This is a genomic window from Aeromicrobium sp. SORGH_AS_0981, from assembly GCF_031453195.1.
Lineage (GTDB): Bacteria > Actinomycetota > Actinomycetes > Propionibacteriales > Nocardioidaceae > Aeromicrobium.
In genome coordinates this window covers 1,531,325-1,557,746 of the sequence record NZ_JAVIZD010000001.1, presented here as the reverse complement: position 1 = coordinate 1,557,746, position 26,422 = coordinate 1,531,325, and the positions used below count along the sequence as shown (strand labels likewise).

General features: G+C 72.6%; 22 protein-coding genes and 4 pseudogenes. 6 read left to right on the top strand and 20 right to left on the bottom strand.

The genetic code is table 11. The annotated features are described in order from the left end of the window. The first annotated feature begins 25 nt into the window (after positions 1-25). Complete coding sequence (locus QE370_RS07955; RefSeq protein WP_309634031.1) at positions 26-1,588, top strand: long-chain-fatty-acid--CoA ligase; 1,563 nt, start codon at positions 26-28, stop codon at positions 1,586-1,588. A 144-nt stretch (positions 1,589-1,732) separates the two neighbouring features. Here the strand turns inward: QE370_RS07955 and QE370_RS07950 are convergent, their stop codons facing one another. The 11 genes and pseudogenes from QE370_RS07950 to QE370_RS07905 all read right to left on the bottom strand — a co-directional run bounded on the left by QE370_RS07950 (position 1,733) and on the right by QE370_RS07905 (position 9,335). After that, positions 1,733-2,122 carry a sterol carrier family protein gene (locus QE370_RS07950; protein ID WP_309634030.1) on the bottom strand — a complete coding sequence of 130 codons (390 nt, stop codon included), beginning with the start codon at positions 2,120-2,122 and terminating at the stop codon, positions 1,733-1,735. Between the two features lie 5 nt (positions 2,123-2,127). After that, positions 2,128-4,422: a phosphoribosylformylglycinamidine synthase subunit PurL gene (gene purL, locus QE370_RS07945; RefSeq protein ID WP_309634029.1), complete on the bottom strand. Its 2,295-nt coding sequence runs from the start codon at positions 4,420-4,422 to the stop codon at positions 2,128-2,130. Between the two features lie 49 nt (positions 4,423-4,471). After that, entirely contained in the window at positions 4,472-4,843 is a 372-nt protein-coding gene (locus tag QE370_RS07940; protein ID WP_309634028.1) for a hypothetical protein, read from the bottom strand. Positions 4,844-5,020: 177 nt separating this feature from the next. Continuing rightward, positions 5,021-5,371, bottom strand: coding sequence for a hypothetical protein (locus QE370_RS07935; protein ID WP_309634027.1), 351 nt, complete (start codon positions 5,369-5,371; stop codon positions 5,021-5,023). A gap of 9 nt (positions 5,372-5,380) precedes the next feature. Continuing rightward, positions 5,381-5,677 (bottom strand): DUF1905 domain-containing protein, encoded by a 297-nt coding sequence (locus QE370_RS07930; protein ID WP_286689905.1) that lies wholly within the window; start codon positions 5,675-5,677, stop codon positions 5,381-5,383. A 27-nt stretch (positions 5,678-5,704) separates the two neighbouring features. Next, a pseudogene (locus QE370_RS07925) lies at positions 5,705-6,731 on the bottom strand (NADH:flavin oxidoreductase/NADH oxidase). Between the two features lie 145 nt (positions 6,732-6,876). Next, positions 6,877-7,122, bottom strand: coding sequence for a hypothetical protein (locus tag QE370_RS07920; protein ID WP_289017526.1), 246 nt, complete (start codon positions 7,120-7,122; stop codon positions 6,877-6,879). After that, positions 7,119-7,343: a hypothetical protein gene (locus QE370_RS07915; RefSeq protein WP_309634026.1), complete on the bottom strand. Its 225-nt coding sequence runs from the start codon at positions 7,341-7,343 to the stop codon at positions 7,119-7,121. The genes QE370_RS07920 and QE370_RS07915 overlap by 4 nt, the downstream gene beginning before the upstream one ends. Continuing rightward, a complete protein-coding gene (locus QE370_RS07910) occupies positions 7,340-7,993 on the bottom strand; it encodes a hypothetical protein (RefSeq protein ID WP_309634025.1) in 654 nt (217 codons plus the stop codon). The genes QE370_RS07915 and QE370_RS07910 overlap by 4 nt, the downstream gene beginning before the upstream one ends. 151 nt (positions 7,994-8,144) lie before the next feature. After that, positions 8,145-8,399 (bottom strand): annotated as a pseudogene (locus QE370_RS18180) (cation:proton antiporter regulatory subunit); the annotation flags it as partial. 32 nt (positions 8,400-8,431) lie between these two features. Continuing rightward, positions 8,432-9,335 (bottom strand): annotated as a pseudogene (locus tag QE370_RS07905) (RimK family alpha-L-glutamate ligase). A gap of 28 nt (positions 9,336-9,363) precedes the next feature. On the opposite strand from QE370_RS07905, the gene QE370_RS07900 reads away from it, so the two are divergent. Beyond that, on the top strand, positions 9,364-9,885 hold the full coding sequence (locus tag QE370_RS07900; protein ID WP_286690435.1) for a RimK/LysX family protein: 522 nt from the start codon (positions 9,364-9,366) through the stop codon (positions 9,883-9,885). Further along, complete coding sequence (locus QE370_RS07895) at positions 9,885-10,835, top strand: succinylglutamate desuccinylase/aspartoacylase family protein (protein ID WP_253022508.1); 951 nt, start codon at positions 9,885-9,887, stop codon at positions 10,833-10,835. Before QE370_RS07900 ends, QE370_RS07895 begins: the two co-directional genes overlap by 1 nt. Before the next feature lie 147 nt (positions 10,836-10,982). Here QE370_RS07895 and QE370_RS07890 read toward each other — a convergent pair whose 3' ends face one another. From QE370_RS07890 to QE370_RS07875, 4 genes are read right to left on the bottom strand one after another with little or no spacing between them, the layout of a single operon-like run. After that, positions 10,983-12,182, bottom strand: a complete 1,200-nt coding sequence (locus tag QE370_RS07890; RefSeq protein ID WP_309634024.1) for an FAD-dependent oxidoreductase — start codon at positions 12,180-12,182, stop codon at positions 10,983-10,985. Positions 12,183-12,232: 50 nt separating this feature from the next. Next, the gene (locus tag QE370_RS07885; protein ID WP_309634023.1) at positions 12,233-13,027 is read right to left on the bottom strand and encodes an META domain-containing protein; all 795 of its coding nucleotides are present in this window, start codon (positions 13,025-13,027) and stop codon (positions 12,233-12,235) included. Next, positions 13,024-13,854 carry a hypothetical protein gene (locus tag QE370_RS07880; RefSeq protein WP_309634022.1) on the bottom strand — a complete coding sequence of 277 codons (831 nt, stop codon included), beginning with the start codon at positions 13,852-13,854 and terminating at the stop codon, positions 13,024-13,026. The genes QE370_RS07885 and QE370_RS07880 overlap by 4 nt, the downstream gene beginning before the upstream one ends. A gap of 32 nt (positions 13,855-13,886) precedes the next feature. Next, positions 13,887-15,389 carry a gamma-glutamyltransferase gene (locus tag QE370_RS07875; RefSeq protein WP_309634021.1) on the bottom strand — a complete coding sequence of 501 codons (1,503 nt, stop codon included), beginning with the start codon at positions 15,387-15,389 and terminating at the stop codon, positions 13,887-13,889. A gap of 114 nt (positions 15,390-15,503) precedes the next feature. On the opposite strand from QE370_RS07875, the gene nhaA reads away from it, so the two are divergent. Continuing rightward, a complete protein-coding gene (gene nhaA, locus QE370_RS07870; protein ID WP_309634020.1) occupies positions 15,504-16,781 on the top strand; it encodes a Na+/H+ antiporter NhaA in 1,278 nt (425 codons plus the stop codon). 33 nt (positions 16,782-16,814) lie between these two features. Here nhaA and guaA read toward each other — a convergent pair whose 3' ends face one another. Further along, a complete protein-coding gene (guaA, locus tag QE370_RS07865) occupies positions 16,815-18,374 on the bottom strand; it encodes a glutamine-hydrolyzing GMP synthase (RefSeq protein ID WP_253022523.1) in 1,560 nt (519 codons plus the stop codon). 244 nt (positions 18,375-18,618) lie between these two features. Here guaA and QE370_RS07860 point away from each other — a divergent pair, with 244 nt between their 5' ends. After that, positions 18,619-19,434, top strand: coding sequence for an adenylate/guanylate cyclase domain-containing protein (locus tag QE370_RS07860; RefSeq protein ID WP_253022535.1), 816 nt, complete (start codon positions 18,619-18,621; stop codon positions 19,432-19,434). A 66-nt stretch (positions 19,435-19,500) separates the two neighbouring features. On the opposite strand, the gene QE370_RS07855 is transcribed toward QE370_RS07860, so the two are convergent. Next, positions 19,501-19,899, bottom strand: coding sequence for a cyclic nucleotide-binding domain-containing protein (locus QE370_RS07855; protein ID WP_067854232.1), 399 nt, complete (start codon positions 19,897-19,899; stop codon positions 19,501-19,503). A 140-nt stretch (positions 19,900-20,039) separates the two neighbouring features. Between QE370_RS07855 and QE370_RS07850 the strand changes: the two genes are divergently transcribed. Beyond that, on the top strand, positions 20,040-21,635 hold the full coding sequence (locus QE370_RS07850) for an adenylate/guanylate cyclase domain-containing protein (protein WP_309634019.1): 1,596 nt from the start codon (positions 20,040-20,042) through the stop codon (positions 21,633-21,635). Between the two features lie 123 nt (positions 21,636-21,758). Here QE370_RS07850 and QE370_RS07845 read toward each other — a convergent pair whose 3' ends face one another. The 3 genes and pseudogenes from QE370_RS07845 to QE370_RS18175 form a co-directional block, all read right to left on the bottom strand. Then, entirely contained in the window at positions 21,759-23,450 is a 1,692-nt protein-coding gene (locus QE370_RS07845) for a GMC oxidoreductase (RefSeq protein ID WP_253022539.1), read from the bottom strand. A gap of 85 nt (positions 23,451-23,535) precedes the next feature. Then, positions 23,536-25,086 carry a succinic semialdehyde dehydrogenase gene (locus QE370_RS07840; RefSeq protein WP_309634018.1) on the bottom strand — a complete coding sequence of 517 codons (1,551 nt, stop codon included), beginning with the start codon at positions 25,084-25,086 and terminating at the stop codon, positions 23,536-23,538. A gap of 166 nt (positions 25,087-25,252) precedes the next feature. Continuing rightward, positions 25,253-26,380 (bottom strand): annotated as a pseudogene (locus tag QE370_RS18175) (Dyp-type peroxidase); the annotation flags it as partial. Between the last annotated feature and the right edge of the window lie 42 nt (positions 26,381-26,422).

The following is a 26,422-nucleotide window of genomic DNA, read 5'->3' as shown; positions in this document are numbered from 1 at the left end:
TGACCCACGCCACAGAGGAGCGCCCGTGCCCGACCTGCCCGACGCCACGTACCTGTCCGACTTCCACCAGCACCGGGCCGAGCACGAGCCCGACGGTCGGTGCTGGACCTACCTCGACCGCACGTGGACGTGGTCGCAGGCCTGGGACGACGTGCGACGCCTCGCCGGCGCCCTGCAGGCCGAGGGCATCACCCGGGGCGACCGGATCGCGTTCCTCGACAAGAACAACCCGGCGATCCTCATGGCGACGCAGGCGTCGTGCCTGCTCGGGTCGGCCAACGCGATCGTCAACTGGCGGCTCGCCGGCGACGAGCTCGACTACGTCATCAACGACGCCGGGGCGCGCATCCTCTTCGTCGGACACGAGCTCGCCCCCACGATCGACCTGATCCGCGACCGGCTCGTGGGGGTCGAGCGGGTCGTGGTGGTGGGCGGCGAGCACGACGAGCTCGACGCGTTCCTCGCGTCGGCCGAGCCGGTCGACCGGCAGCCGGGCGTGGAGCCGTCGGACGTCTGCCTGGTCATGTACAGCTCGGGCACCACGGGGCGCCCGAAGGGCGTGATGCTCACGCAGCACAACATGGTCGAGCACACGCGCCACGCGAAGGGCGACGTGGAGTACGGGCCCGACGACACGATGCTCGTCGCGATGCCGATGTTCCACGTCGGCGGCTCGTCCTACGCCCTGTTCGGTCCGGCCACCGGCACGCACGGGTACATCATCCGCGAGGTCGACCCGACGCTCCTCGCCGGCGCGATGGCGGCCGGCGTGACCCACGCGTTCCTCGTGCCGGCCGTCGTGGCGGGTCTGCTGCAGGCCGGCCCGCAGGCGATGCAGCTGTTCAGCCGGCTCAAGGTCTTCTCCTACGGTGCGGCGCCGATGCCCCTGCCGGTCCTGCGCGGCGCGCTCGAGCACTGGCCCACGACCCGGTTCATGCAGGTGTACGGCATGACCGAGATGGGTGGCGTCGTGACGATCCTCGACGACGCCGCGCACCGCGACGAGGCCCACCCCGAGCGGCTCGTCTCGGCTGGCCGGCCCATCCCCGGGGTGGAGCTGCGCGTCGTCGACGTCGCCACCCTGCGCGACGTCGAGCCCGGCCAGGCCGGCGAGCTCTGGTGGCGGACCGAGCAGAGCACCGTCGGGTACCTCGGGCGCCCCGACGCCACCGCCGAGCTCCTCCAGGACGGCGGCTGGCTGCGCTCCGGCGACGTCGGCCGCGTCGACGACGGCGGCTTCGTCTTCATCGAGGACCGGGTGAAGGACATGATCATCACCGGCGGCGAGAACGTGTACTCCCCCGAGGTCGAGCGCGTGCTGGCGGAGCACCCGGCGGTGCTGGAGACCGCCGTGATCGGCGTCCCGGACGACACGTGGGGCGAGTCGGTCAAGGCCGTCGTCGCGTTCCGGCCCGAGCACCAGATCGACCCGCAGGAGCTCATCGACTACGCCCGCGAGCGGCTCGCCCACTACAAGGCGCCGAAGTCGGTCGACGTCGTCGAGGCCCTGCCGCGCAATCCCTCCGGCAAGATCCTCAAGCGCGACCTGCGCAAGGGCTACTGGCCGCAGGGCGGGCGCCAGGTCTGACGGGGCGTCGCGGGCCCCTGGACGCAGCAACGGCCCCGACCCTCCAGGGGTGTGGGCCGGGACCGTTGTGGTCCACAGCATACACCGGGTGAACAGGTTCTCGCGCGGTCGGGAAAGTTCTCAGCGGTGTGGACGACGCACCGATCAGGCGTCCGGGTCGGCAGCCTCGGGCACGTCGAGCGGCAGGTGCGGCGAGAGGTCGGACCGCTGGCCCGAGGCCCGGACCCGCGCCCGGTCGGCGGCGGCCTCGGCCCAGGCCACCTGGCCCCGCGCGAGCGCGATCCAGGTCGCCGCGTCCATCTCGACGACGGCCGGCGGTGTCCCTCGCGTGTGGGTGGACCCCTCGATGCACTGCACGGCTGCGTACGGCGGCACGCGCACCTCGACGCTGCGGCCGGGCGCACGACGTGCCAGCTCGCCCAGGTAGTGCTTGACGAGCGGCTTGAGCACCTCGCGCGACGCGTCGCCGTCGTCGAGCCGGGCCAGCAGGCCGTCGACGACCTCGGGCGTGAGCCCCACGGTCGGCCGCGCCACCGGCCTCAGGCCTCCAGGATCGGACCGAGCGCCGCCGGCAGCGTCCGCCGCCAGGCGTCGCGCAGGTCGTCGACGTCGATGGTGAACTGGCCCGCCACCTCGAAGGAGCAGCCACCGGTACGGCCCACCGAGGTGAGCGTGACGCCGTGCTCCTGCGCGATCTGGACGACCTCGTCGTGGTGGTGCTCCGGCACGGCCAGGAGCGCGCGGGCGGCGGACTCGCTGAACAGCTGCAGGAACGGGTCGTCGTCGAGCTGCAGCTGCACGCCCACGCCGTGCGCGAAGGACCCCTCGGCGAGGGCCATGGCCAGGCCGCCGTCGGAGAGGTCGTGCGCCGACGTCAGGAGGCCCAGACGGCCCGCCTCGCGCACCACGGCGGCCAGGGCCTGCTCGGCGGCGAGGTCGACCGCGGGCGGCAGACCGCCGAGGTGGCCGTGCACCGTGTGCGCCCACGCCCCGCCCGAGAGCTCCTCGCGGGTGTCGCCGAGGACCAGCAGGTGGTCGCCGTCGCGCGTGAAGCCCTGGCGCACGCGCTGCCGGACGTCCTCGATGACGCCCAGCACCCCGACCACCGGCGTCGGGAGGATGGCGGTCTCGCCGGTCTGGTTGTAGAAGCTGACGTTGCCGCCGGTGACGGGGATGCCGAGCTCGGCGCACGCGTCCTTCAGGCCGTGCGTGGCCTGCTCGAACTGCCACATGACCGCCGGGTCCTCGGGCGAGCCGAAGTTGAGGCAGTCGGTGACCGCGAGCGGCAGCGCACCCGAGACCGCGACGTTGCGGAACGACTCGGCGAGCGCGAGCTGCGCACCGGCGTAGGGGTCGAGCTTGGCGAACCGGCCGTTGCAGTCGGTCGAGACGGCCACGCCCAGGTGGGTGGTCTCGTCGACCCGGACCATGCCCGCGTCCTCGGGCTGCGCGAGCACGGTGTTGCCCTGGACGTAGCGGTCGTACTGGTCGGTGACCCACGACTTGTCGGCGAGGTTCGGGCTCGTGACCACCTGCACGACCTGGCGGCCGAGCTCCTCGCCGGTGCTGGGCCGGGGCAGCTGCTCGGCCGTGTCGGCCTGCAGCGCGTCCTGCCAGTCCGGGCGCGCGTAGGGGCGCTCGTAGGTGGGTCCGTCGTGCGCGACGGACCGCGGCGGCACGTCGACGATCGTCTCGCCGTGCCAGTCGATGACCAGGTGGTCGCCGTCGGTGACCTCGCCGACCACGACGGCCTCGACGTCCCACTTCTGGCAGATCGCCATGAACGCGTCGAGGTGCTCCGGCTCGACGACCGCCATCATGCGCTCCTGGCTCTCGCTCATGAGGATCTCCTCGGGCGAGAGCGACGGGTCGCGCAGCGGGACCGTGTCGAGCTCGACGTGCATGCCGCCGTCGCCGGCGCTGGCCAGCTCGCTCGTGGCGCACGACAGACCCGCCCCGCCGAGGTCCTGGATGCCGTTGACGACCTTGGCCGCGAACAGCTCGAGGGTGCACTCGATGAGCAGCTTCTCCATGAACGGGTCGCCGACCTGGACGCTGGGTCGCTTGGCCGGGCCGTCGGCGTCGAACGTCTCGGACGCGAGCACCGACACGCCGCCGATGCCGTCGCCGCCGGTGCGCGCGCCGTAGAGCACCACCTTGTTGCCGACGCCGGAGGCGAACGCGAGGTGGAGGTCCTCGTGGCGCAGGACGCCGACGCAGAGCGCGTTGACGAGCGGGTTGCCGAGGTAGGTGTCGTCGAAGACGACCTCGCCGCCGATGTTGGGCAGGCCGAGGCAGTTGCCGTACCCGCCGACGCCGGCCACGATGCCGGGCAGCACGCGGGAGGTGTCGGGGGCGTCGAGGGGGCCGAAGCGCAGGGGGTCCATGACGGCGACCGGGCGGGCACCCATCGCGAGGATGTCGCGGACGATCCCGCCGACACCGGTGGCGGCGCCCTGGTAGGGCTCCACGTAGGACGGGTGGTTGTGCGACTCGACCTTGAAGGTCACCGCGTAGCCCTGGCCGATGTCGATGACGCCGGCATTCTCGCCGATGCCGGCGAGCGTCTTGCCGAGCGGCGTCTCCTGCGGCAGCTCGCCGAACTTCTTGAGGTGCACCTTGGAGGACTTGTAGGAGCAGTGCTCGCTCCACATGACCGAGTACATGGCGAGCTCGGCGCCGGTGGGGCGACGGCCGAGGATCTCGACGATCCGCTCGTACTCGTCGGGCTTGAGCCCCAGCTCGGCCCACGGGAGCTCGCGCTCGGGCGTCTCCTTCGCGTGGGCGACGGTGTCGAGCTGGCGCGGGCTGTCGGGCAGCGGGGCGTCGGTCACCTGAGAATCCTATCGGCGGGCGTGTCCGTGCCGGTGGACTGTCGGCGCGTCAGGCGGTGACGTCGCCGATGGCGAGCGCCGCGGCCGTGTTCACGACCCACGGCAGGGCGGCGAAACCGACCAGCACGCCGACCACCACGAGCGCGATCACTGAGCCGCGCAGGCTCCGTGGTCGCAGCACCCACAGGGCCACGAGGCAGCCCACCAGCACCACGCTGCTGCCGATCGCGGTCACCAGGACGTAGCGGCCGAGGTCGTCGCCGGTGATGGTCGCGTCGGAGGTCTCCCCGGGCAGGGCCAGGCCCTGCGTGCCGAGGAGGTAGCGAGCAGCCACCGAGAACAGCAGCGTCAGCGTCGTGCCCAGGGCACCCCCGAGCGCCACGCCCCAGCCGAGGCTGCGCCCCACGTCGGTCCGTTCCACGCACCCGAGCCTAGACGGTCGCGCCGGCCCCGCCGACCCGTCCCCGGACCTCACCCCCTGGGCGGTAGGTGGGCCGCGGAATGCGGGCCAAAGGTAGGTCGGCCGCGCTACCGGGCCCCGTTGAGGCGCCTCACCTACCGCTGACGGGTCCCGCCGCCCCGAGCCGGAGCCGACGCGTCAGACCAGTCCGAGCACCAGCCACGGCACGACGACGCAGCCCAGCACGCCGACGACGACCGCAGCGAGGCCCCACCAGGCGCGGACGGGCCCGTCCGGCTGGAGGCGCCGCGCGGCGAGTCCCCCGCCCACGACCAGCACGAGACTCACCAGCGCCAGCAGCAGACCGTCGCGACGGACCGACGCCGAGATGGCGTCCGCGGCCGACGCGGGGAGGTCGGGGCCGGTCTCGACGGGCGTCGTGCTCACGAGCAGCAACTGGCCTGCCAGCACGAGCACCAGCGTGCCGGACCCGGCGATGCCGGCACAGGCAGCCCACGCAGCCGGGCGTCGGACGTCGCGGTGCAGCACGCCGTCACCCTAGTGCGCGAGCACGCGCAGCGTGAACGACGCCGTGCCGCCCTCGTCGAGGCGCTCGGCGGACCGCACGGCCTTCTTGACCGGAAGCACGTACGCGCGCTGCTGCGCGGACGGGAACACCGACGTGCGCCAGGTGGTCGCGCCGACGGTCACCTCGACCCGCACCGAGCCGAAACCTGCGGCCGTCGGACCGAAGCGCTCCTCCACCTCGTCGGAGACGTCATCGGGCACGGTCACGAAGTGCCAGGCGCCGTCGCGCCAGAGCTCGGCGTCGAAGGTCCAGGTCGCGTCGTCCACCCGCTCATGGTGGCGGGGCCGGCGGGGTCAGCGCCAGACGCCCCGCTCGTACTGCGGCGGGTACAGGCCCGCGGGCGGGTCGCCGAGCTCGTGGGCCGCTCGCTGGGGCCAGCCCGGCTCGCGCAGGGCGGCCCGCGCCAGCAGCACGACGTCGGCGTCGCCCCGCTCGAGCACCTCCTCCGCCTGCTGCGGGTCGGTGATCAGGCCCACCGCGCCCACGGGCAGGCCGGAGCCGTCGCGCACCTCGCGCGCGAGCGGCACCTGGTAGCCGGGCCCGACCTGGATGTCGGCGGGGAGCAGGCCGCCGCTGGAGACGTCGACGAGGTCCACACCGTGGTCGGCGAGCTCGCGCGACAGTCGCGCGGTCTCGGCCGACGTCCAGCCGCCCTCGAGCCAGTCGGTCCCCGAGAACCGGACCACGAGCGCCTTGTCGTCGGGCCAGACCGCGCGGACCGCGTCGACGACCTCGACGACCAGCCGCGTGCGGTTCTCGAAGGAGCCGCCGTACTCGTCGTCGCGCTGGTTCGACAACGGCGACAGGAAACTGGTGCAGCAGGTAGCCGTGGGCGGCGTGCACCTCGACGGCGTCGAACCCGGCGGCGTCGGCCCGGCGGGCGGCGTCGGCAAAGCGCGCCGGCAGCTCGCGGACCTCCTCGACCGACAGCGCGCGGGGCGTGGCGTACCCCGGGAAGGCGACGGCCGACGGCGCCACGGTCTCCCAGCCGCCGTCCTCGACGGGCACGCTGCCCTCGCCGGTGGCGGCAGCGCGGGGGTCGGCGAACGGGGCGAAGGTCGACGCCTTGCGTCCCGCGTGCGCGAGCTGGACCCCGATCGGCACGCCCTGCTCGTGCACCGCCGCGACCACCCGTGCCCACGCCTCCTGCTGGACGTCGTCCCAGAGTCCGGTGTCCTCAGGGCTGATGCGGCCTTCGGGCACCACCGCGGTGGCCTCGGTGAGGAGCAGCCCGAAGCCGCCCGACGCCCGCGCGACGAGGTGCGCCAGGTGCCAGTCGGTCGGCACGCCGTCGCGCGCGAAGCACGAGTACTGGCACATCGGCGCCAGCCAGACACGGTTGCGGGCGGTGACGCCGCGGAGGGTGACGGGTTCGAGAAGAGCACTCACGTCAGCGGTGCAACGTCCTCGACCGTCCGGATCTTCCCCGCCCGGTCGCCACGCCCGCCCGGCACGGCAGGACGGCTCAGGGTTCGCTGACCTGGCGGTCGAGCAGGTGTCCCTCGACGTCGTACGTCGCGACGGTGGTGCCGGTCGGCGTCCCGTCGAGCGTGGACGTCTCGTCGGTGATCGTGACCTCCGCCTGCGCCGGGTCGATCGAGGAGGGGTCAGGTCCGTCGACCCCGACCGCCGCGACCGCGCCGCCGACCACCAGGGCCGCGACTCCCGCCGCGACCGCCAGACCTCGTCCGGGAACGGTGATTCGCTTCATCTCTGATCCTTTCTCCTCGGGTCCTGGTCCCGAGCTCCTTGGGTGTTGCGGGGGCCTCGGCCCCACGTGAGGAAGGCGACGACGAGCGCCGCCACGACGACCAGCCACGCGACCAGCTCGATCGCGCCGTAGCCCACGCTCCCGCCCAGACCCACGAGCCCGAACGGGAGCAGGACCACCACGACGAGCGCGACCGCGAGGACCTGCCGGCGCCCGGTCACGTGCCCGAGAACGCGTAGCGGTACCTGCCGTTGGAGTACGACCGCAGGGAGTTGGCGGGGTACGACGTCTGGATGCAGCCGTACTTGACGACACAGTTCTCGAACCGACCCTGTCGGTAGTGCCGGAAACCGCTCCGAGGCCGGTTGTTGTTCGCTCCTGCGTCGTAGAAGTTCGTCACCTTGCGCACCTGGCCCCGCCAGTACTGGAACCCGTCCACCGACGAGATGCTCCATCCGGTCTTCACGCCGCGGTGGATCCGCTCGGTCGACCGCGTCCAGCACCAGCGCGTCCAGGTGTTGTAGCGGTAGGCCGTCTTGCCGACGACCGTCTTCGCCCGGTTGGAGATCGTGACCTTGCGGCAGCCCGACGCCGTGCTCGTGCCACCCGTCCCGCCCCGGTTCGCGAGGGTCGACGGCTCGGTGCTCGCGGAGCCGTCGAGCGACGTCCGCTTCGTCGACAGCGGCCGACCGTCGAGCGTGAACGACTCCTCCAGGAGATAGTCGCCCTCGGGGGTGTCGACGACCCTCAGGTCGTCGACGGACTGCGCCTCGGCCGGCGGGGCGTGGGCTCCGTCCGGACCCTCCGCCGCTGCGGCGGGTCCGACCGCCAGGGCCAGGGCACACGCCGCAGACGACACCACTACCGTCATCGCCCGTCTCTGCATCACGTCTCCTCCGATCTCGGCACCTGGGAGGTGCCGGTCCCCACACGATGGAGGGGCTCGCAGGAGTGCGACAGACTTCTTCAGAGTTGAGGTGGATGGCCTTGACAGGGCGCGTGAGCCGACGTACTGGGAGCCGTCACCCCTCGTGGATCGGGTCCTTCGGGAGCCGCTTGACCTTGCGGATCCGCTTGCGGCGGCTCGGGATCATCGAGCGCATCTCCTCGAGCTTGCCGAAGCACAGCAGCCGGTCGCCGGCCTCGAGCACGTGCGAGCGGCGCGGGTTCGGGATCACCTGGGTGCCGCGCTGCAGCGTGAGGACGGAGATGTCGCGGTCGCGCAGGCCGCTCTCGCCGAGCGGCGTGCCGACCAGGTCCGACGCCGCCTGCACGAGCAGCTCGGCGACGCCGTAGCCGGTGGAGACGGTCAGCCGCTGCCGGACGTCGATCTCGGGGAAGGCGACCTGGTTGTCGATGTGGTCGATGATCGCCCCGGCGACGTCGAGGTTGGTGGCCGCCTCGATGCCCTCCAGGCCGGGCGAGGAGTTGACCTCCATGACGAGGGGCCCCTCGTCGCCCTCCAGCATGTCGACGCCGGCGACCCGCAGACCCATGATCTGCGCCGCCCGTACCGCCACCCGCTCGTACTCGGCGTCGAGCGTGACCGGCTCGACGGAGCCGCCGCGGTGCACGTTGGAGCGGAACTCATCGCCCTTCGCCACGCGTCGCATCGCCGCGACCACACGGTCGCCGACCACGAGCGCACGGATGTCGCGACCCTTGCTCTCCGCGACGAAGTGCTGGATGAGCACGTTCTGGCGGGTGCTCTGCAGGGTCTCGATGATCGCCTCGGCGACCTTGATCTCCGGGGCCAGGATCACGCCGATGCCCTGGGTCCCCTCGAGCAGCTTGATGACGACCGGCGCGCCACCGACCCGCTCGATCGCGGGGATCACGTCGGCCCGGTCGCGCACGAACGTCGTGGCCGGCATGCCGATGTCGTGGCGCGAGAGGATCTGGCTCGCGCGCAGCTTGTCGCGCGAGTTCTGGATGCCCCACGACGTGTTCGGCGTGTACACGTCCATCTGCTCCAGTTGCCGCACGACGGCGGTGCCGTAGTAGGTGATGGAGTTGCCGATGCGCGGCAGCGCGGCATCGTAGTGCGACAGCGGCTTGCCGCGGTACTGCAGGTCGGGCTCGTCGCCCGAGAGGTCGATCGCGAAGCGCAGGGTGTTCAGCACCTTGACGGTGTGACCACGGTCGAGCGCCGCGGTGCGCAGGCGCTGCGTACTGTACGACCGAGGCGCACGTGACAGGATCGCGAGCTTCATGGACTCCCCGAGCTGGAAGGACGGACGGTTGACGCAACCCCCTTCCTACACCTCCGCCCCGCAGTCCGCTCCCCCTGGCGGGCCCGACGCCGACCGTCCGGCGCCGACGCTGGTGGGCTGGCGCGAGTGGGTCCGTCTGCCCGACCTGGACGTGCCGTGGATCAAGGCCAAGATCGACACCGGCGCGCGCACGTCGTCGCTGCACGCCTTCGACCTCGACGACGACGGAGGACGTCGGGTCCGGTTCAGCATCCACCCGTGGCAGGGCAGCGACGAGGACCCGACGCAGGTCGAGCTCGACGTGCTCGACCTGCGCGAGGTGCGGTCGTCGTCGGGCCACGTCGAGGAGCGCTACGTCGTGATGATCGACCTGCACCTCGCCGGTCGCGTGGTGCCCGCCGAGGTGACGCTGTCGCGGCGCGACGAGATGGGCTTCCGGATGCTCGTGGGACGTGAGGCGCTCGCGCAGGGGTTCCTCGTCGACTCCAGCGCGTCCTACCTCGGCGGGCGTCCGCCCGTGCGCGTGCGCCGCCGGAACCGGGGACGGTGATGGTGCGCCCGTCGTTCGAGATCGGCCCCATCCGGGTGCGTCCGGGGCAGGTGAAGTCGGTGTCGCTGCCGATCACCCGACTCGTGACCGGTGCCGACGTCGACCTGCCGGTGCGTGTCGTGCACGGACGTGAGGACGGGCCGACCGTGTGGGTCGACGCCGCCATCCACGGCGACGAGGCGGTCGGCGTCGAGGTGGTCCGGCAGGTGCTCGCCGATCTCGACCCGAAGACGATGCGCGGCACCCTGATCGCCGTGCCGATCGTCAACGTGCTCGGCTTCATGACGGGCGACCGCTACCTGCCCGACCGCCGCGACCTGAACCGCTCCTTCCCCGGATCGGCCCGCGGGTCGCTCGCGTCGCGCATCGCGCACCTGATGATGACCGAGGTGGTGGCCAAGTGCGAGGTCGGGATCGACCTGCACACCGGGTCGGACCGGCGCACGAACCTGCCGCAGATCCGCGCCGACCTGGAGGACGCCCGCACGCGCGAGCTGGCGGAGGCGTTCGCCGCCCCCGTCATGCTGCACGCCCGCATCCGCGACGGGTCGCTGCGCGCCGCCGCCCGCGAGGCCGGCGCCACGGTGCTCCTCTACGAGGCCGGCGAGGCGTGGCGCATGGACGGGTGGGCGATCGAGGCCGGCGTCCGCGGCGTCCGTCGGGTGCTCGCCGCGCTCGGCATGACCGACCCGCTCGACGAGGAGCCCCCGACGCCGAGCCAGGCGTCGTTCAAGAGCAGCTGGGTCCGGGCCCGCGGCACCGGCATGCTGCACCTGGAGGTCGGGCTCGGGGAGCACGTCAGCGAGGGCCAGCGCCTCGGCGGCCTGTTCGACTCCTTCGGCAAGCGCGTCCGCCTCGTCCACGCCGAGCGGTCCGGTGTCGTCATCGGCCGCACCGAAGCCCCCGTGGTCAACAGCGGCGACGCCGTCGTGCACGTCGCCGAGGTCTGACCCGAGGGAGAGATTCCCAGGTCGACCTGGGAATCTCCGGACGCAGCACGGAATTCTCAACGAAGCACGGAAAGCAAGCCGTGCCTGGCTGAGATTCTCGTGCCTGGGCGAGATTCCCAGGTCGACCTGGGAATCTCGGGACCCAGGTCAGGCGAGGTCGGAGAGCTCGACGGCGGGGTCGGCGAGGCGGTCGGGGTCGACCTCACGGCCCACGAGGGCCCGCAGATCGTTTTGGACGTCCCAGATGTTGACGTTCATCGCGGCGGACACGACGCCGTCGTGCAGCCAGAAGACGATGAACTCGCCCTCGCCGCTGCCGTCGTCGAGCTCGCCGCGCACGACCACGTCGTCGTCGCCGGAGCCGTGGCCGACGTACTCCATGCCGAGGTCGTACTGGTCGGTGAAGAAGTACGGCTCCCAGTCGTACGCGACGTCCTGGCCGAGCAGCACCTGCGCGACGGCCTCGCCCTGGCGCACCGCGTCGTCCCAGTGCTCGACCCGCACGGCGTGGCCGCGACCCAGGTGCAGGGTGGCCGCGACGTCGCCGATGGCGTACACGTCGGGGTGGCTGGTGGCGAAGTGCTCGTCGGTGACGATGCCGTCGTCGACGAGCAGCCCAGCCTCCTGCGCGAGCTCGACGTTGGGCGTCGCACCCACGGCCAGCACGACGACGTCGGCCTCGAGCACCTCCCCGCCGCCGAGCTTCACCGTGCGCGCGGTCACCGCGTCGACCCGCTCACCCGACCGCAGGGTCACGCCGTGCGACGTGTGGAGCGACGCGAAGTAGCCGCCGATCCGCTCGCCCATGACCTTCTCCAGCGGCACGTCGTCGCGCAGCACGACCGTCGTCTCGAGGTCGTGGTGACGTGCCGCAGCCGCCACCTCGAGCCCGATCCAGCCGCCACCCACGACGACGACGGACGACGCATCGGCGAACGCCGCCGACAGCCGCTCCACGTCGGCCGCGTTGCGCAGGAAGAAGGCGTCGGCACCACCCGCGATGGCGTCGGGGACGGCGGGCCGGGCGCCGGTCGCGATGACGGCCTTGTCGAACGGCACGACCTGGCCGTCCGCCAGGTGCACCCGGTGACCCTCGACGTCGAGCCGCTCGACCTCGGTGCCCGTCACGAGCCGCACGTCGTGCTCGGCGTACCACTCCTGCGGCTGGACGACGGCGTCGTCGAGCGTGCCCTCGCCGAGCAGCACGTCCTTCGACAGCGGCGGACGCTCGTAGGGCAGACGGTCCTCGTCGCCGATGATCGTCAGCGCGCCGTCGTGACCGTTCTCGCGCAGCGCCGCTGCAGCCTTCGCGGCCGCGAGACCGCCTCCGATGATGACGATGTCCATGCGTCGAGCCTCGCACGGACCTCGACGTCGGCAAGCCGAACGGACAGCCTTCAGGAGCCCGCCCGGCTCAGCGACCCGAGCGCGTCACCGCGACGGTCGAGGGCGACCAGGCGACCGTCCTCCACCCGGAACGAGGCGGCCCGGGCCAGCCACTCCCCCGGGACCGTCGAGCAGCCGACGAGCGACGTCACCTGGCTGCCCCTCAGCAGCACGCGGTCGCCGTCGAGCGACCAGCGCCGACCGCTGAAGGAGTTGCACCCGTCGGAGCCTGACACGCCGCCGTCGGGCCCGAGCTCGACCTCCACCGGCAGGCGCGAGCCCGAACGGCCCGCCGACCACAGCCCCACGAGATCGGCCCGGGTGACGTCGTGTCCCGTCGTCGGGAGCGACGGCGACGCCGAGGGAGCCGGGTCCGACGCCCCTCCCTGGCACCCGCCCACGGCGAGCGCGGCGCCCACGACGACCAGGACCACCACGACCGGCGGACGTCTGAGCCCTCGTCGAGGCACGACGGTCAGCCCCGCGCGGACGTGTCCGGGGTCGGTGAGCAGCAGACCCAGCTCCGCGCCGTCGGGTCCCGTCGCACGCAGCGTGCCGTCGTCCCAGCGGAACGAGACGGCCCGCCCCACCCAGGTGTCGACACCGTCGCAGGCCATGAGGGTCGAGACACGGGTGCCCGACGTGGTGACGACGTCGCCCTCGAGCGACCAGTGCTCGCCGCCGAACCGGTTGCACCCGTCGTGCCCGGCGAGGTCGCCGTTGTCGCGCAGCTCGACGAACGCCCGGTCCGGGCCGTTCTCGGGGAGCCAGCGGCCGACGACGTCGGACCGCGCGGGGGCGCTCACTCGCCGTACAGCTCGTTCGTGGGGGTCGACCCCGACGGACCGGACGACAGCACCCGCCGGCGGCCGCCGGGCAGACGCTGGGCGAGCGTGCCGAGCGGCTCGACGGCGCCGCTGAGCACCGACACCGCCTGGTTGAGGCTGGGGATCGCGCTGCCGAGGGCCTCGAGGCGCGGGACGATCGCGTCGATCGTCGACCCGAGCGCGACCAGCTGCTCCAGCGTCCCGCCCGGCCGCAGCAGGTTCTCGAGGACGCCCTCCTCCTCCAGCAGCTGCTCCAGCAGACCACCGGGGCGCAGCACGTTCTCGAGCGTGCCGTCCTGCTCCAGGAGCCGGTCGAGCGGGCCACCGGGTGCCAGCATCCGCTCGATCGGGCCGTCGGGTGCGGTGAGGCGCTCCAAGGGGCCGTCGGGCGCGAGCAGCCGGTCGAGCGAGCCGCCCGGAGCCAGGAAGCGGTAGAGCGGGCCGTCCTCGGCCAGGGCGCGGTCGAGCGGACCCCCGGCCTCCAGCAGTCGCACGAACGGGCCGTCCTCCGACGCCATCCGGTCGACGAGACCGTCGCGCTGCAACGCCTTGCCGACGGGCCGGTCCTCGGCCGTGATGTCGGCGACCAGGTTGCCGAGCGCGACGATGCCGCGGTCGTCGGCCAGCAGCCGACCCAGCTGCTCGAGCAGCCCGTCCTCGCCGATCAGCACCGCGATCCTCGTCCCGTACCCGCCCTCGCGCAGGATCGGGCCGTCCGGCGACGCCAGCTGGCCGAGGGCCAGGGTCGTGCGGGTGGCCGAGATCGTCACGCGCAACGGCAGGGTGGCGAGGCCGACGAGGTTCATGCCCGCAGCGTAGGACCGTGACAGCGACGATGTCACGCGCTGCGCACCAGACGCACCGCGCCGTCGCGCCTGGGGTCGGCGGCGGCCTCGAGGTGCAGTGCGCCCGTCGCGTCGCGCCGCAGCAGGGTCGCGGCCACGCCGCCGTAGTACATCGTGAGGTCGGCCGCCTCCTCGACCTTGACCACCTGGTCGGGCCGGCCGGCCCGGTGCACGTGCACCCGCGGGTGGTCGACAGCCTCCTGCAGGGGCAGTCCGCCGTTGACGAAGCCCGCCACGACCTGCGCGACGGCCGTCGAGATGCGGTCGGCCCCCGGCGACCCGATCGCCAGGGCCGCGCCGTCGCGGTGGTGGGCCACGGTCGGCGCCATGTTGGACAGCAGCCGGGTGCCCGCCGGCAGGCCGTGCAGCCCCCGCGGGTTCAGCTCCTGCTCGCCGAGACAGTTGTTCAGCCAGATGCCGGTGCCGCGGGCCACCATCCCCGAGCCGTAGCCCGAGGACACGGTCACCGAGCACGCGCCGCCGTCGCCGTCGGTGGCCGACACGTGGGCCGTGGAGCCGGACGAGCGCACCGTGTCGTCGACCGACGCCAGGTAGGCGAGGGCGTCGGCGACGAGGTCGTCGCTGTGGTCGAGCACGTCGAGCCGGTGCCCGAGGACCGCCCGCTGCACCTCGACCAGGCGGTCGACGTCGGCGGTCGACCACCGTCCGTCCGCCACGCCGCGCGGCACGCCGTCGAGCAGGCGCAGCATGGCCGCGACGCACACCCCACCGATCGCCGGCGTCGGGTTGGTGCCAAGCGTCCAGTCGCCGAGCTCCACGCGCAACGCGGGCCGCACCACCGGCCGGTACGCCTCGAGGTCCTCGCGGGTCAGCAGACCGCCGCGCGCGACGACGTCGTCGCTGATGAGTCGTCCGAGCTCGCCGGCGTGCAGCGCCCTGGCGCCCTCCTCGGCGATCAGCTCGAGCGAGGCCGCGAGGTCGGCGACCACCACGAGCCCGCGCGTCACCGTGCCGTCGACGTCGTGCACGGCCGCCCGGCTCTGCTGGTCCCAGCCGTAGATGCCGTCGTGCACGTAGTCGAGGTAGTAGCGCGAGGCCGAGCCCAGCCGGAAGCCTCCCCGGGCCACGTCGACGGCCGGTGCCACGACCTCGCGCCACGGGACGCTCCCCCACCGGCGGTGCGCCTCCTCGAACGCCGCCACCGCGCCGTGGGTCGCGACCGAGCCGGCGCCGATCGTGACCGTGACCCCGCCGCCGTACTCGGTGGTCACGTCCCACGTGCCCGAGCCGCGCGCGGCCTCCGCTCCACGACCGGGCATGTCCATCCAGCCGTCGACGGTGACCGGGCTCGACCCGTCCTGGGGCTGCACCGTCACGAAGCCGCCCGAGCTGAGCGAGACCAGGCCCACCTCGTTGACCATGGTCACCAGCGCGGCGGCGAGCGCCGCGTCGACGGCGTTGCCGCCCGCGCGAGCCACCAGCGCGCCGGCGTCGGCGGCGGCCTCGTTGGGTGCGGCGAGCGCGACGTCAGGCATCCCCGCAGGCTAGCCTCGCCCACCGACCCCGCGCGATTCGACGGTAGGATGGGAGCTGGTGTGCCGGGAAGTCTGGTCGGCGTCCTGTCGTCGACCCCTGGAGGACGATCCTCTGTGAACACCACCCGCCCCCGTCTGTTCGGTCGGGGCTCCTGGCCCGAGGCACAGCGCATCGGCGAGCTGGTCCGCGCCGAGACGTTCGGCGGCGCGCTCCTCGTCGCCGCGGCCCTCGTCGCGCTCGTCGCCGCCAACACGACCGACGCGTACGCACGGCTGCGCGACACCGTCGTGGGGCCGTCGGCGCTGCACCTCGACCTCTCGCTCGGCACCTGGGCCGCCGACGGCCTGCTCGCGATCTTCTTCTTCGTCGTCGGCCTGGAGCTCAAGCGCGAGTTCGTGGCCGGCGACCTGCGCGACCCCTCGCGCGCCGCGGTGCCGATCGTCGCGGCGGTCGGCGGCATGGCCGTCCCGGCAGCTCTCTACCTGGCGATCAACGGACTGCACCCCGAGGGACGCCTGGTCGGCTGGGCGATCCCGTCGGCCACCGACATCGCGTTCGCCGTCGCCGTGCTGGCGGTGGTGGGGTCGTTCCTGCCGACGGCGCTGCGGCTGTTCCTGCTGACGCTGGCCATCGTCGACGACCTGCTGGCCATCACGATCATCGCGCTCTTCTACACCGCCGAGCTCGACGTGCTCTGGCTGGCGGCCGCCCTCGTGCCGATCGGCCTGTTCGGGCTGCTCGTCCAGCGCCGCGTCCGCTCACCCTGGCTGCTCGTGCCGCTGGCCGTCGTCGCGTGGGCGTTGGTGCACGAGTCGGGCGTCCACGCGACGGTCGCGGGCGTGCTGCTCGGCTTCACCGTGCCGGTGCTGCGCCGCGACGGCGAGTCCGGCCCCGGCCTGGCCGAGCACCTCGAGCACGTCGTGCGCCCGGTGTCCTCGCTGTTCGCGGTGCCGGTGTTCGCGTTCTTCTCCGCCGGTGTGGCGGTCGAGGGGGCGTCGGGGTTCGTGGAGGCCCTGCGCGACCCGGTCACCCTGGGCATCGTCGCCGGGCTGGTCCTCGGCAAGCCGCTCGGCGTCCTGGCCGCGACCTGGCTCACGGCTCGGTTCACCCGCGCCGAGCTCGATGACGACCTGACGTGGACCGACCTGATCGGCGTCGGCCTGCTCGCCGGCATCGGCTTCACCGTCGCGCTGCTGGTCGGCGAGCTCGCGTTCGGGCCGGGCAGCGAGGCCGACGAGCACGTGAAGGTGGGCGTGCTCCTCGGGTCCCTCACGTCGGCGCTGCTGGCGGTCGTGGTGCTGCGGTCGCGCAACCGCACGTACCGTCGCCTCCACGAGCGCGAGACCCGCGACGACGACGGCGACGGCGTGCCCGACGTCTACCAGGCCTGAGCCCCCGTCCCTATCCGTCTCGCGACGGGGTGACTACTCCCACTCGATGGTGCCCGGGGGCTTGCTGGTGATGTCGAGGACGACGCGGTTGACGTCCTCGACCTCGTTGGTGATGCGGGTGGAGATCCGCTCGAGCAGCTCGTAGGGCAGGCGGCTCCAGTCGGCGGTCATGGCGTCCTCGCTCGACACCGGACGCAGCACGATCGGGTGGCCGTAGGTGCGACCGTCGCCCTGCACGCCCACGGAGCGGACGTCGGCGAGCAGCACCACCGGGAACTGCCAGATGTCGCCGTCGAGGCCGGCGGCCGTCGTCTCCTCGCGCACGATCGCGTCGGCGCGACGCAGGATCGCGAGACGCTCGGCGTCGACCGCTCCGACGATGCGGATGGCGAGGCCCGGGCCGGGGAACGGGTGGCGCCCGACGATCGCCTCGGGAATGCCGAGCTGGCGGCCCACCTCGCGCACCTCGTCCTTGAACAGCGTGCGCAGCGGCTCGACGAGCGAGAACTCGAGGTCCTCGGGCAGGCCACCGACGTTGTGGTGGCTCTTGATGTTGGCCGCGCCCTCGCCGCCGCCGGACTCGACGACGTCGGGGTAGAGCGTGCCCTGCACGAGGAACTTCACCGGCGGCCCTGGGGTGGCGAGCACCTCCCGCTCGGCCTCCTCGAACACGCGGATGAACTCGCGACCGATGATCTTGCGCTTGGTCTCGGGGTCGCTCACGCCGTCGAGGTGCCCGAGGAACCGCTCGCGCGCGTCGACGACCTTCAGGTCGACCCCGGTGGCCTCCACGTAGTCGCGCTCGACCTGCTCGGCCTCGCCCTCGCGCAGCAGCCCGTGGTCGACGAACACGGCGGTGAGGCGGTCACCGACCGCGCGCTGCACGAGCGCCGTCGACACGGCGGAGTCGACACCGCCGGACAGCGCGGAGATGACGCGCGCGTCGCCGACCTCGGCGCGGATCTTCTCGACCTGCTCCTCGACGATGTTGACGCTGGTCCACGTCTGGCGGCAGCCCGCGATCTCGACGAGGAAGCGCTCCAGCACCTGCTGGCCGTGCTCGGAGTGCAGCACCTCCGGGTGCCACTGGACGCCCGCGAGCCGGCGTCCGATGTCCTCGAACGCGGCGACGGTGGCACGCGGGGAGCGCGCGTTCACCGTAAAGCCCTGGGGCGCGCCGACGACCTCGTCGCCGTGCGACATCCACGACGTGAGGCTGTTCGGCAGGCCCTGGAGCAGGGTGCCCGGGTCGAGCACCTCGACGGCCGTGCGCCCGTACTCGCGCTGCCCTGTCCGGGCGACGTCGCCGCCGAGCGCGGCGGCCATGGCCATGAAGCCGTAGCAGATGCCGAACACCGGCACGTCGGACTCGACCATCGACGGGTCGAGCTGCGGCGCACCCGGCTCGTAGACCGAGGAGGGACCCCCCGAGAGGATGATCGCGGCGGGCTCGCGCGCGAGGATCTGCTCCACCGGCATCGTGTGCGGGACGATCTCGGAGTACACCCGGGCCTCGCGGACGCGGCGTGCGATCAGCTGGGCGTACTGGGCGCCGTAGTCGACGACGATGACGAGGTCGTGGTCTGGGGTCACCGCGTCATCGTATCGGTCGAGAAATTTCTTCAGACGGCTCGTAACCCCCTCCGGGGAGCGTCGTTGAACAGGACGGATCTCGCTACACTCCCTCCCGCGAGATCCACATCGTGCCCGCTCCTCGTGGCACATGACAGGACCCGGCCCGTGAGCTCCCTCCAGGCCGGGTCCTGTGCGTTCCGGCACCCCGAGCCGGCGGCCGCGGCGCCCGTCCCTCCCCCGTCCGCGCCGTAGATTGGTCCCGATGTCCGGTCTCGAGATCGCCCTCTCCCTCAGCACGGCCACGCTGGCCGTGCTGCTGGTCGTGACGTGGGGGCTGCTCCTGGGTGCGCGTCGCCGGATCACCCAGCTGAAGCGGTCGCTGCAGGCCGAGCGACCCCGACCCCGACTCACCGTGCCGCGACCCGCCGACGCCGTCCGCACGGTCGTGGGCACGGCGATCAGCCTGAAGGACAAGGGACTCGGCGGCACCCTGCGCAGCTCGATCGACGACCTCGCGCGCTGGGCCGACGTCGAAAGGCCCGACCTCGCGCGCATGGCCACGCCCGACGGCACGGTCGCGATCCTGTTCTCCGACATCGAGGGCTCCACCGCCCTCAACCACGAGCTGGGCGACGGGGGCTGGGTGCGGCTGCTCGCCAAGCACGACGCGGTCGTCACCCGTGCGGTCGGCCGCCACGGCGGCCACGTCGTGAAGTCCCAGGGCGACGGGTTCATGGTCGCGTTCCCGACGGCGGCCGCGGCCGTCGCCGCCGCGGCCGAGGTGCAGCGTCGGATCACCCGCGCCCGGCCGGGGTCGCGCCTGGCCGGCGTGGCCGTGCGGATCGGGGTGCACCGCGGCTCGGCCGTGCACCGCGACGGCGACCTCTTCGGACGCAACGTCGCCTACGCCGCGCGCGTGGCCGCCCAGGCCGAGGGCGGCGAGGTGCTGGTCAGCGACACCGTCCTCGAGGCGCTGGAGGCCGACGGTGCGGACGTGCCCGTGCTGGAGAGCCGCGAGGTCGACCTCAAGGGGATCCCGGGCACGCAGGTCGTGCACGCCCTGGACTGGCAGGTCTGAGCCCGGACGCGCGCCGGCCCGGCACCTCCGGGGAGGGACCGGGCCGGGCGACCGGGAGCGGGACGGTCAGTCGAGCCGCTCGGTGGCCTTCTTCTGCAGCTTCTCGGCGAAGTTCGGGTCGTGCTCCAGCAGCTCGGCGACGTCGGAGTCGGTGAGGTGCAGCGCCTTGACCGGCGTCTTCGCCACGACGGTCGCGTTGCGCAGCTTGCCGTTCACGAGCGCCATCTCGCCGATGACGTCGCCGGCACCCAGCTCGGCGATGGACTCCTGGTGGCGTCGGATCTCCACCGTGCCCTCGAGGATGATGTACGCCTTGTCCGCGGGGGTGTTCTCGATCATCACGGCCCAGCGCTCGGGGATGTTCACGGGACGACCGACACCGGCGAGCTTCTCGATGGTCTTGGCGTCGAAGTCGGTGACGCGGGTCAGCGCGTCGATGGTCTCGCGGTCTGCCTTGCGTGCCATGGCTTCCTCTCGGTCGAACGGCGCGGGGGTGGGAGGGCGCCGCAGCCGGTCCAACGACCTGGAGCGAAGGAGGACACGCCCGCAGCATGCTGACGGTACGCTGCCCGACGTCCCCTCCGCCAGCCCTGGAAGGCAATGACGTGGCCTCTCGTGACGCGCGTACGGCCCGGTCCCGCCGCGCGTTCGGCTCGGTGCTGCTCGGATCGGCCGAGCAGGACACCAGCCGGCTGCGGGTGCGCATCCAGCTGCTGCTCACCCTCTTCCTCGTCAGCACGAACGTCATCGGCGCGGGCATCGTCGTCGCGCTGTCGGTGTTCGTGGTCCCGAGCCCCCGCCCGACGGCCGACATGGGCGTGGCCCTCGCGGTCGCGGTGCCGATCTACGTCGGGCTCGCCGTGCTCGTGGGCGCGACGTGGGGCACGCGGCGGACGGTGCGGGCCCAGCGGTGGGCCCTCGAGGACCGCGAGCCGACGTCGCGCGAGCGGCGGCGCGCGCTGCGGGCCGCGCGGTCGCTGACCGTCATGCAGGCGACGCTGTGGGTGCTGGCCACGGTCCTCTTCACGCTCCTGTCGGTCGCCGTGCAGCCCGAACGCGCGCTCTCGACCGGCCTCACCGTCGGCATCGCGTCGATCGTGGTGACGACCATCGCCTACCTCCTCGCCGAGTTCGCGATGCGACCGATCGCCGCGCGCGCCCTCCGCGGTGCGGTCATGAAGCGGCCGCGCGGTCTCGGCGCCGCGACCCGCGTGCTGATGTTCTGGTGGCTGGGCACCGGTGCTCCGGTCGTCGGACTCGTCGTGGTGGGCATCCTCGCGCTGTCGACCGACCAGCTGACCCTGAGCGAGCTGGCCGTCGTCACCCTCATCATCGGCACGGTCGTGCTGTTCTTCGGGTTCTTCGTCATGTGGCTCACCTCCCGCGCCGTCGTCCAGCCGATGACCGGCGTCACCGAGGCGATGCGTCGGGTCGAGCGCGGCGAGTTCGGCACCACGATCGAGGTGTTCGACGGCTCGGAGCTGGGCATGCTGCAGTCGGGGTTCAACCAGATGTCGACGGGCCTGCTCGAGCGGGAGCGGCTGCGCGACGCGTTCGGCCGCCACGTCGGGCGCGACGTGGCCGAGGCGGCGCTGGAGGACGTCCGGCTCGGCGGAGAGACGCGCGAGGTGTCGGTGCTGTTCACCGACCTCGTGGGCTCCACGTCATACGCCGAGGAGCGTGAGCCCGACGAGGTCGTGGCCATGCTGAACGACTACTTCGGCGTGATCATCGCCGAGGTCGACGCGCACGGCGGCCTGGTCAACAAGTTCATGGGCGACGCCGTGCTCGCGGTGTTCGGCGCACCGCGCCACCTCGACGACCACGCGGGACAGGCGCTCGCCGCCGCCCGGCGGATCGGCGAGCGGCTGGAGACGGAGCTGGTGGGCGTGCGGGCGGGGATCGGCGTCGCCACCGGCCGCGCCGTCGCGGGCTACGTCGGCGACGAGACCCGCTACGAGTTCACCGTGATCGGCGACGCCGTCAACGCCGCCTCCCGCCTGACCGAGCTGGCCAAGGACGTGGAGGGCGGCGTGCTGGCCGACCTGCAGGCGGTCACCTCCGCCGACCCCGAGGAGGCCGCCCACTGGCGCCGCGAGGGCAGCACCGTGCTCCGCGGCCGCTCCGAGGAGACCGAGACGGCCGTGCCGCGCCGCGCCGCGCCGACGGTCCCGAGGCCTGAGCCCTCGCCCATCGACTGATTCCCATCAGGTCATGGGAATCCCCCGCTCACCTGCGGGTTCATCCGCAGGTGAGCGAGGGAGGACCGTGGTGAGCTGCTGGTTCCCATCACCCGATGGGAACCAGCAGCAGCGAGGCGGAGGTCAGCTGACGCCGACGATCGGCAGGCGCAGGGCGGCCGGCGCGTCCTCGGGGACCACGGGATTCTTCGGGGCGATCGGCTCGAGCGAGCGGAAGCCCTCGCCCACCGCGGGGCGCGGGTCGGCCTCGCCGCGGTTCGGCCAGTAGGCCATCGCACGCTCGGCCTGGGCCGTGATCGTCAGCGACGGGTTGACGCCGAGGTTGGCGCTGATCGACGAGCCGTCGATCACGTGCAGCCCCTCGTGCCCGTAGAGGCGGTGGTAGGGGTCGATCACGCCGGTCTCCGGGGAGTCGCCGATGCACGCGCCGCCCATGAAGTGGGCCGTGAGCGGCACGTTGAAGGGCTCGCCGATCGTGCCGCCCGGGGTGCCGCCCATGTGCTCGGCCATCCGCTGCACCGCCACGTGCCCGGGCTCGATGAACGCCGGGTTCGGTGCGCCGTGGCCCTGTCGCGACGTCAGCACCTTCCGGCCGAGCAGGTTGCGCTTCGTGTACGTGGTGATCGAGTTGTCGTGGGTCTGCATGACCAGCGCGATGACCGTGCGCTCCGACCAGTGCCGCAGGTCGTAGAGCTTGAACATGTTGCCCTTCTGCTTCCACAGCTCCTTGAGCCACGTCTTCCAGCGCGCCGTCGGCAGGCTCCCGTCGGTGAGCACGGTCTGCATCAGCGACATCGCGTTGGAGCCCCGCCCGTAGCGGCACGGCTCGATGTGCGTGAACTCGTCGGGGTGGAACGACGACGTGATGGCGACGCCCTCGGAGTAGTCGACGTCCTTGCCGTCGGCGATGGAGCCGAGCAGCGCCTCGGAGTTCGTGCGCGTCAGCAGCCCGAGCCGGTCCGAGACGTTCGGCAGGACGCCCTGGTCCTTCATCCGGTGCAGCAGCTTCTGCGTGCCCATCGTGCTGGCCGAGAAGATCACCTGCTCGGCGGTCATCACGCGGTGCTTGCGGAAGCGCTTGTTGGTGCGGCGCGTCTCGACCGCGTAGCCGCCGCCCGGCAGCGGCGTCACCGACACCGCCGTCGTCATCGGGTGGATCTCGGCGCCGTTCTGCTCGGCGAGGTAGAGGTAGTTCTTGACGAGCGTGTTCTTCGCGTTGTGTCGGCAGCCGGTCATGCACTCGCCGCAGTTGGTGCAGGCGTTGCGGTCGGGGCCCGCTCCGCCGAAGTAGGGGTCGGCGACCTTCTGGCCCGGCTCGTCACCGAAGAGGACGCCGACCGGCGTGTGGTGGAACGTGCCCTCGACGCCCATGTCCTGCGCGACCTTCTTGATCACCCGGTCGGCCGGGGTCTCGAACGGGTAGGTCGCGACGCCCAGCATCCGCTTGGCCTGGTCGTAGTACGGCGCCAGCTCGCTCTTCCAGTCGGCGATGTGGCCCCAGGCGGGATCCTTGTAGAACGGGTCGAGCGGCTCGTACAGGGTGTTGGCGTACACCAGCGACCCGCCCCCGACGCCCGCGCCGGAGAGGATGAGCACGTCCTTGAGCTTGTCGATGCGCTGGATGCCGTAGCAGCCCAGCTGCGGCAGCCACAGGAACTTGCGCAGCCGCCACGACGTCTTGGCGAAGTCCTCGTCGCGGAAGCGCTTGCCCGCCTCGAGCACGGCGACCTTGTAGCCCTTCTCGGTCAGCCGCAGGGCGGACACGCTGCCGCCGAATCCGGAGCCGATGACGATGACGTCGTGGTCGAAACCCATGGGAACCTCTCGTGGTGCTGCTGCGGGGTAGGTGGTGCTGTGTCCTGCGGAGTGTGGGAACGCGGGGTGTGCAGGTGCGGTGGCGTCAGGCGCGGGGGGTGCGACGCAGCACCTTCAGCCCGAGGGTGAGGGCCTGCGCGTAGCGCCGCGCGGGGACGAACGCCGGCCCGCCCATCGGCACGGCCCGCTGGACCGCCACGGCCTGCGGCTCGGTGTAGCGCAGGATGCCCTCGGCGCCCTGACGCCGGCCGACGCCCGACGTGCGCATGCCGCCCATCGGGGCGTCGATGCTGCCGAACGTGGCGGCGAAGCCCTCGTTGATGTTCACGGTGCCGGCCTTGATGGCCGGGGCGATGCGACGGGCCTCGCGGACCGGTCCGAAGATGCTGGCGTTGAGGCCGTACTCGCCGGCGTTGGCGAGCGCGACGGCCTCGTCGACCGTGCGGTACGGGTAGAGCGAGACGAGCGGGCCGAACGTCTCCTCGGCGAAGCACGCGGCCGCCTCGGTGACCCCCTCGAGCACCGTCGGCTCGAAGAAGTACGGACCGAGGTCGGGTCGGGCCCGACCGCCAGTGAGCACGGTGGCGCCGTTCGCGACCGCGTCGTCGACGTGCTTGGCGACGGTCTCGACCTGGCTCTGGGAGATCAGCGAGCCCATGTCGGCGTCCCAGTCGAGGGACGCGCCGAGGCTCAGGGCCTGCACCCGACGCACGAAGGCGTCGCGGAAGCCGTCGTACAGCGCCTCGGGCACGTAGACGCGCTCGATCGACACGCAGAGCTGACCGGCCGAGGAGAAGCAGGCGGTGACCGCACCGGCTGCGGCCCGCTCGACGTCGGCGCCGGGCAGCACGATCATCGGGTTCTTGCCGCCGAGCTCGAGCGAGCAGCTGACGAGCCGCTCGGCCGCCTGCTTCGCGACCAGGGTGCCGGTCGCCGTCGAGCCGGTGAAGCAGATGTAGTCGGCGCGCTCGATGATCGCCGAGCCGACGACCGAGCCCGCACCGCTGACGACCTGCCAGACGTCGGTGGGGATGCCGGCCCGACGCAGCAGCTCGACGCCGGCGAGCGCGATGAGCGGGCTCTGGCTGTCGGGCTTGTGCACCACCGCGTTGCCGGCCGCGACGGCGGGCAGCCCGTCGGAGATCGCCATGGTCAGCGGGTAGTTCCAGGGGCTGATGATGCCGACGACGCCCTTGGGCACCTGGTTCACCTCGACCCGCGTGAGCCCCGGCAGGGCGCCGTTGCGTCGCGTGGGGGTCAGCTGGCTCTTCAGACGACGTGCGTAGAAGCGGGCGGTCAGCGCCAGGTGGGCGACCTCGTCGAAGGCGTGGGCCCGCGCCTTGCCCGACTCGAGCTGGATGAGGTCGAGCAGCTCGTCCTGGTGCGCCAGCACGAGGTCGTGCAGACGCAGCAGGGCCGCGGACCGCGCCTCCAGCGGGGTCTGCGCCCAGCGCTGCTGGGCGGCCCGGGCGGCGTCGAAGGCGGCCTCGACGTCGTCGATCGACGACACGGGGATCTGGGCGACGGGCTCGCCCGTGAGCGGGGTGGTGGTCGTGCGGGTCTCGCCGCTGGTGCTGCGGATCAGCGCCGTCAGGCTCTGGACACGGGAGGCGGGGACCACGTCGACGAGTGACATGCCCTCCAGGATACCGCCGGTATGTCGAATGCGACAGGGCTTGTGTCACATCCGGACGGTCCGTCGGACGAACGTCACCGCAGCGGGTCAGCCGAGCAGCGTCTCGCCCCAGAAGCCGCGCGGCCCGACGCCGGGGCGGGCAGGCGAACAAGCCGGAGCTGCGGTGCACGAGGTACTCGTTGAGGGCGTCGTTGGTCGGCCCGGCCAGGTTGCGCTGGATCCGCACGAACTGCTCCGGCGAACGCTGGTAGCTGATGAAGAACAGACCGGCCGCCAGCTGGCCGAGACCGTCCGTGCCGTTGACGAAGTTGTAGCCGCGTCGCAGGATCCGGGCGCCGCCGTTGTTGTCGGGGTGTGCCTTGGCGACGTGCGACGTGACGGGGATGAGCGGCTGGCCGTCCGAGCCACGCTTGCCGAGGTCGATCGCCGCGTGCTCGTCGCCGCCGGACAGCGGACCGCCCGAGCCCTTGGCCCGGCCGATGATCGCCTCCTGCCCGGCGAGCGGCTCGCGGTCCCACGTCTCGATGCGCATGTCGATGCGGCGCGCGACCAGGTAGGAGCCGCCGACCATCCAGTCGGGACCGTCGCCCTCCTGGACCCACACCACGTCGTCCACGTCGCGGTCCTCGGACTTCACGTTCGCGGTGCCGTCCTTGAAGCCGAACAGGTTGCGCGCCGTGGCCTGGGCCGCCGACGTCGACGACGTGCGACCGAAGCCGAGCTGGGAGTAGCGCACCGACGCACGCCCGAAGGCGATGCGGACGAGGTTGCGGATCGCGTGCACGGCCACCTGGGGGTCGTTCGCGCACGCCTGGATCGCGACGTCGCCGCCCGTCAGCGACGGCTCGAGACGGTCGCCGGAGAACAGCGGCAGGTCGGCGAGGTCGGTGGGCCGCGCGTCGCCGAGGCCGAACCGGGGGCGACCGTCGCGCTCGAACAGGCTCGGCCCGAAGCCGATGGTCAGCGTCAGGCCCGACGCGGGCAGGCCGAGGGCCTCGCCGGTGTCCTCCGGTGGCGCCTCCGGGGCGCCCGCGACAGCACCGTAGACGCCCACCTCGTTGCCCTGGGTGAGCTTGCGCGCCGCCTGCGTCCACTCCTTCAGGAGGCCGACGAGCTCGTCGCGGCTCTCGGTCGTCACGTCGAGCACGACGAAGTGCAGCCGGTCCTGCGCCGGGGTGAGGATGCCCGCCTGGTGCCGACCCTCGAACGCGACCGGGACCGCCTCGGGGTCGGGGCGCACCGGCTCGTCGCGCGTCGCGCCGACCGCGTAGCCGCCGGCGACGCTCGCAGCCACGGCACCGGCGCCGGCCGCGCCGAGCAGGGCGCGACGCGAGAG

What these genes read in the sequence shown, in the direction of transcription:
- QE370_RS07920 (WP_289017526.1), bottom strand. Translation starts at nt 7,122, where the DNA reads ATGAAGCGAATCACCGTTCCCGGACGAGGTCTGGCGGTCGCGGCGGGA.
- QE370_RS07910 (WP_309634025.1), bottom strand. Translation starts at nt 7,993, where the DNA reads ATGACGGTAGTGGTGTCGTCTGCGGCGTGTGCCCTGGCCCTGGCGGTC.
- QE370_RS07895 (WP_253022508.1), top strand. Translation starts at nt 9,885, where the DNA reads ATGGTGCGCCCGTCGTTCGAGATCGGCCCCATCCGGGTGCGTCCGGGG.
- QE370_RS07890 (WP_309634024.1), bottom strand. Translation starts at nt 12,182, where the DNA reads ATGGACATCGTCATCATCGGAGGCGGTCTCGCGGCCGCGAAGGCTGCA.
- QE370_RS07880 (WP_309634022.1), bottom strand. Translation starts at nt 13,854, where the DNA reads ATGAACCTCGTCGGCCTCGCCACCCTGCCGTTGCGCGTGACGATCTCG.
- QE370_RS07875 (WP_309634021.1), bottom strand. Translation starts at nt 15,389, where the DNA reads ATGCCTGACGTCGCGCTCGCCGCACCCAACGAGGCCGCCGCCGACGCC.
- QE370_RS07860 (WP_253022535.1), top strand. Translation starts at nt 18,619, where the DNA reads ATGTCCGGTCTCGAGATCGCCCTCTCCCTCAGCACGGCCACGCTGGCC.
- QE370_RS07855 (WP_067854232.1), bottom strand. Translation starts at nt 19,899, where the DNA reads ATGGCACGCAAGGCAGACCGCGAGACCATCGACGCGCTGACCCGCGTC.
- QE370_RS07845 (WP_253022539.1), bottom strand. Translation starts at nt 23,450, where the DNA reads ATGGGTTTCGACCACGACGTCATCGTCATCGGCTCCGGATTCGGCGGC.
- QE370_RS07840 (WP_309634018.1), bottom strand. Translation starts at nt 25,086, where the DNA reads ATGTCACTCGTCGACGTGGTCCCCGCCTCCCGTGTCCAGAGCCTGACG.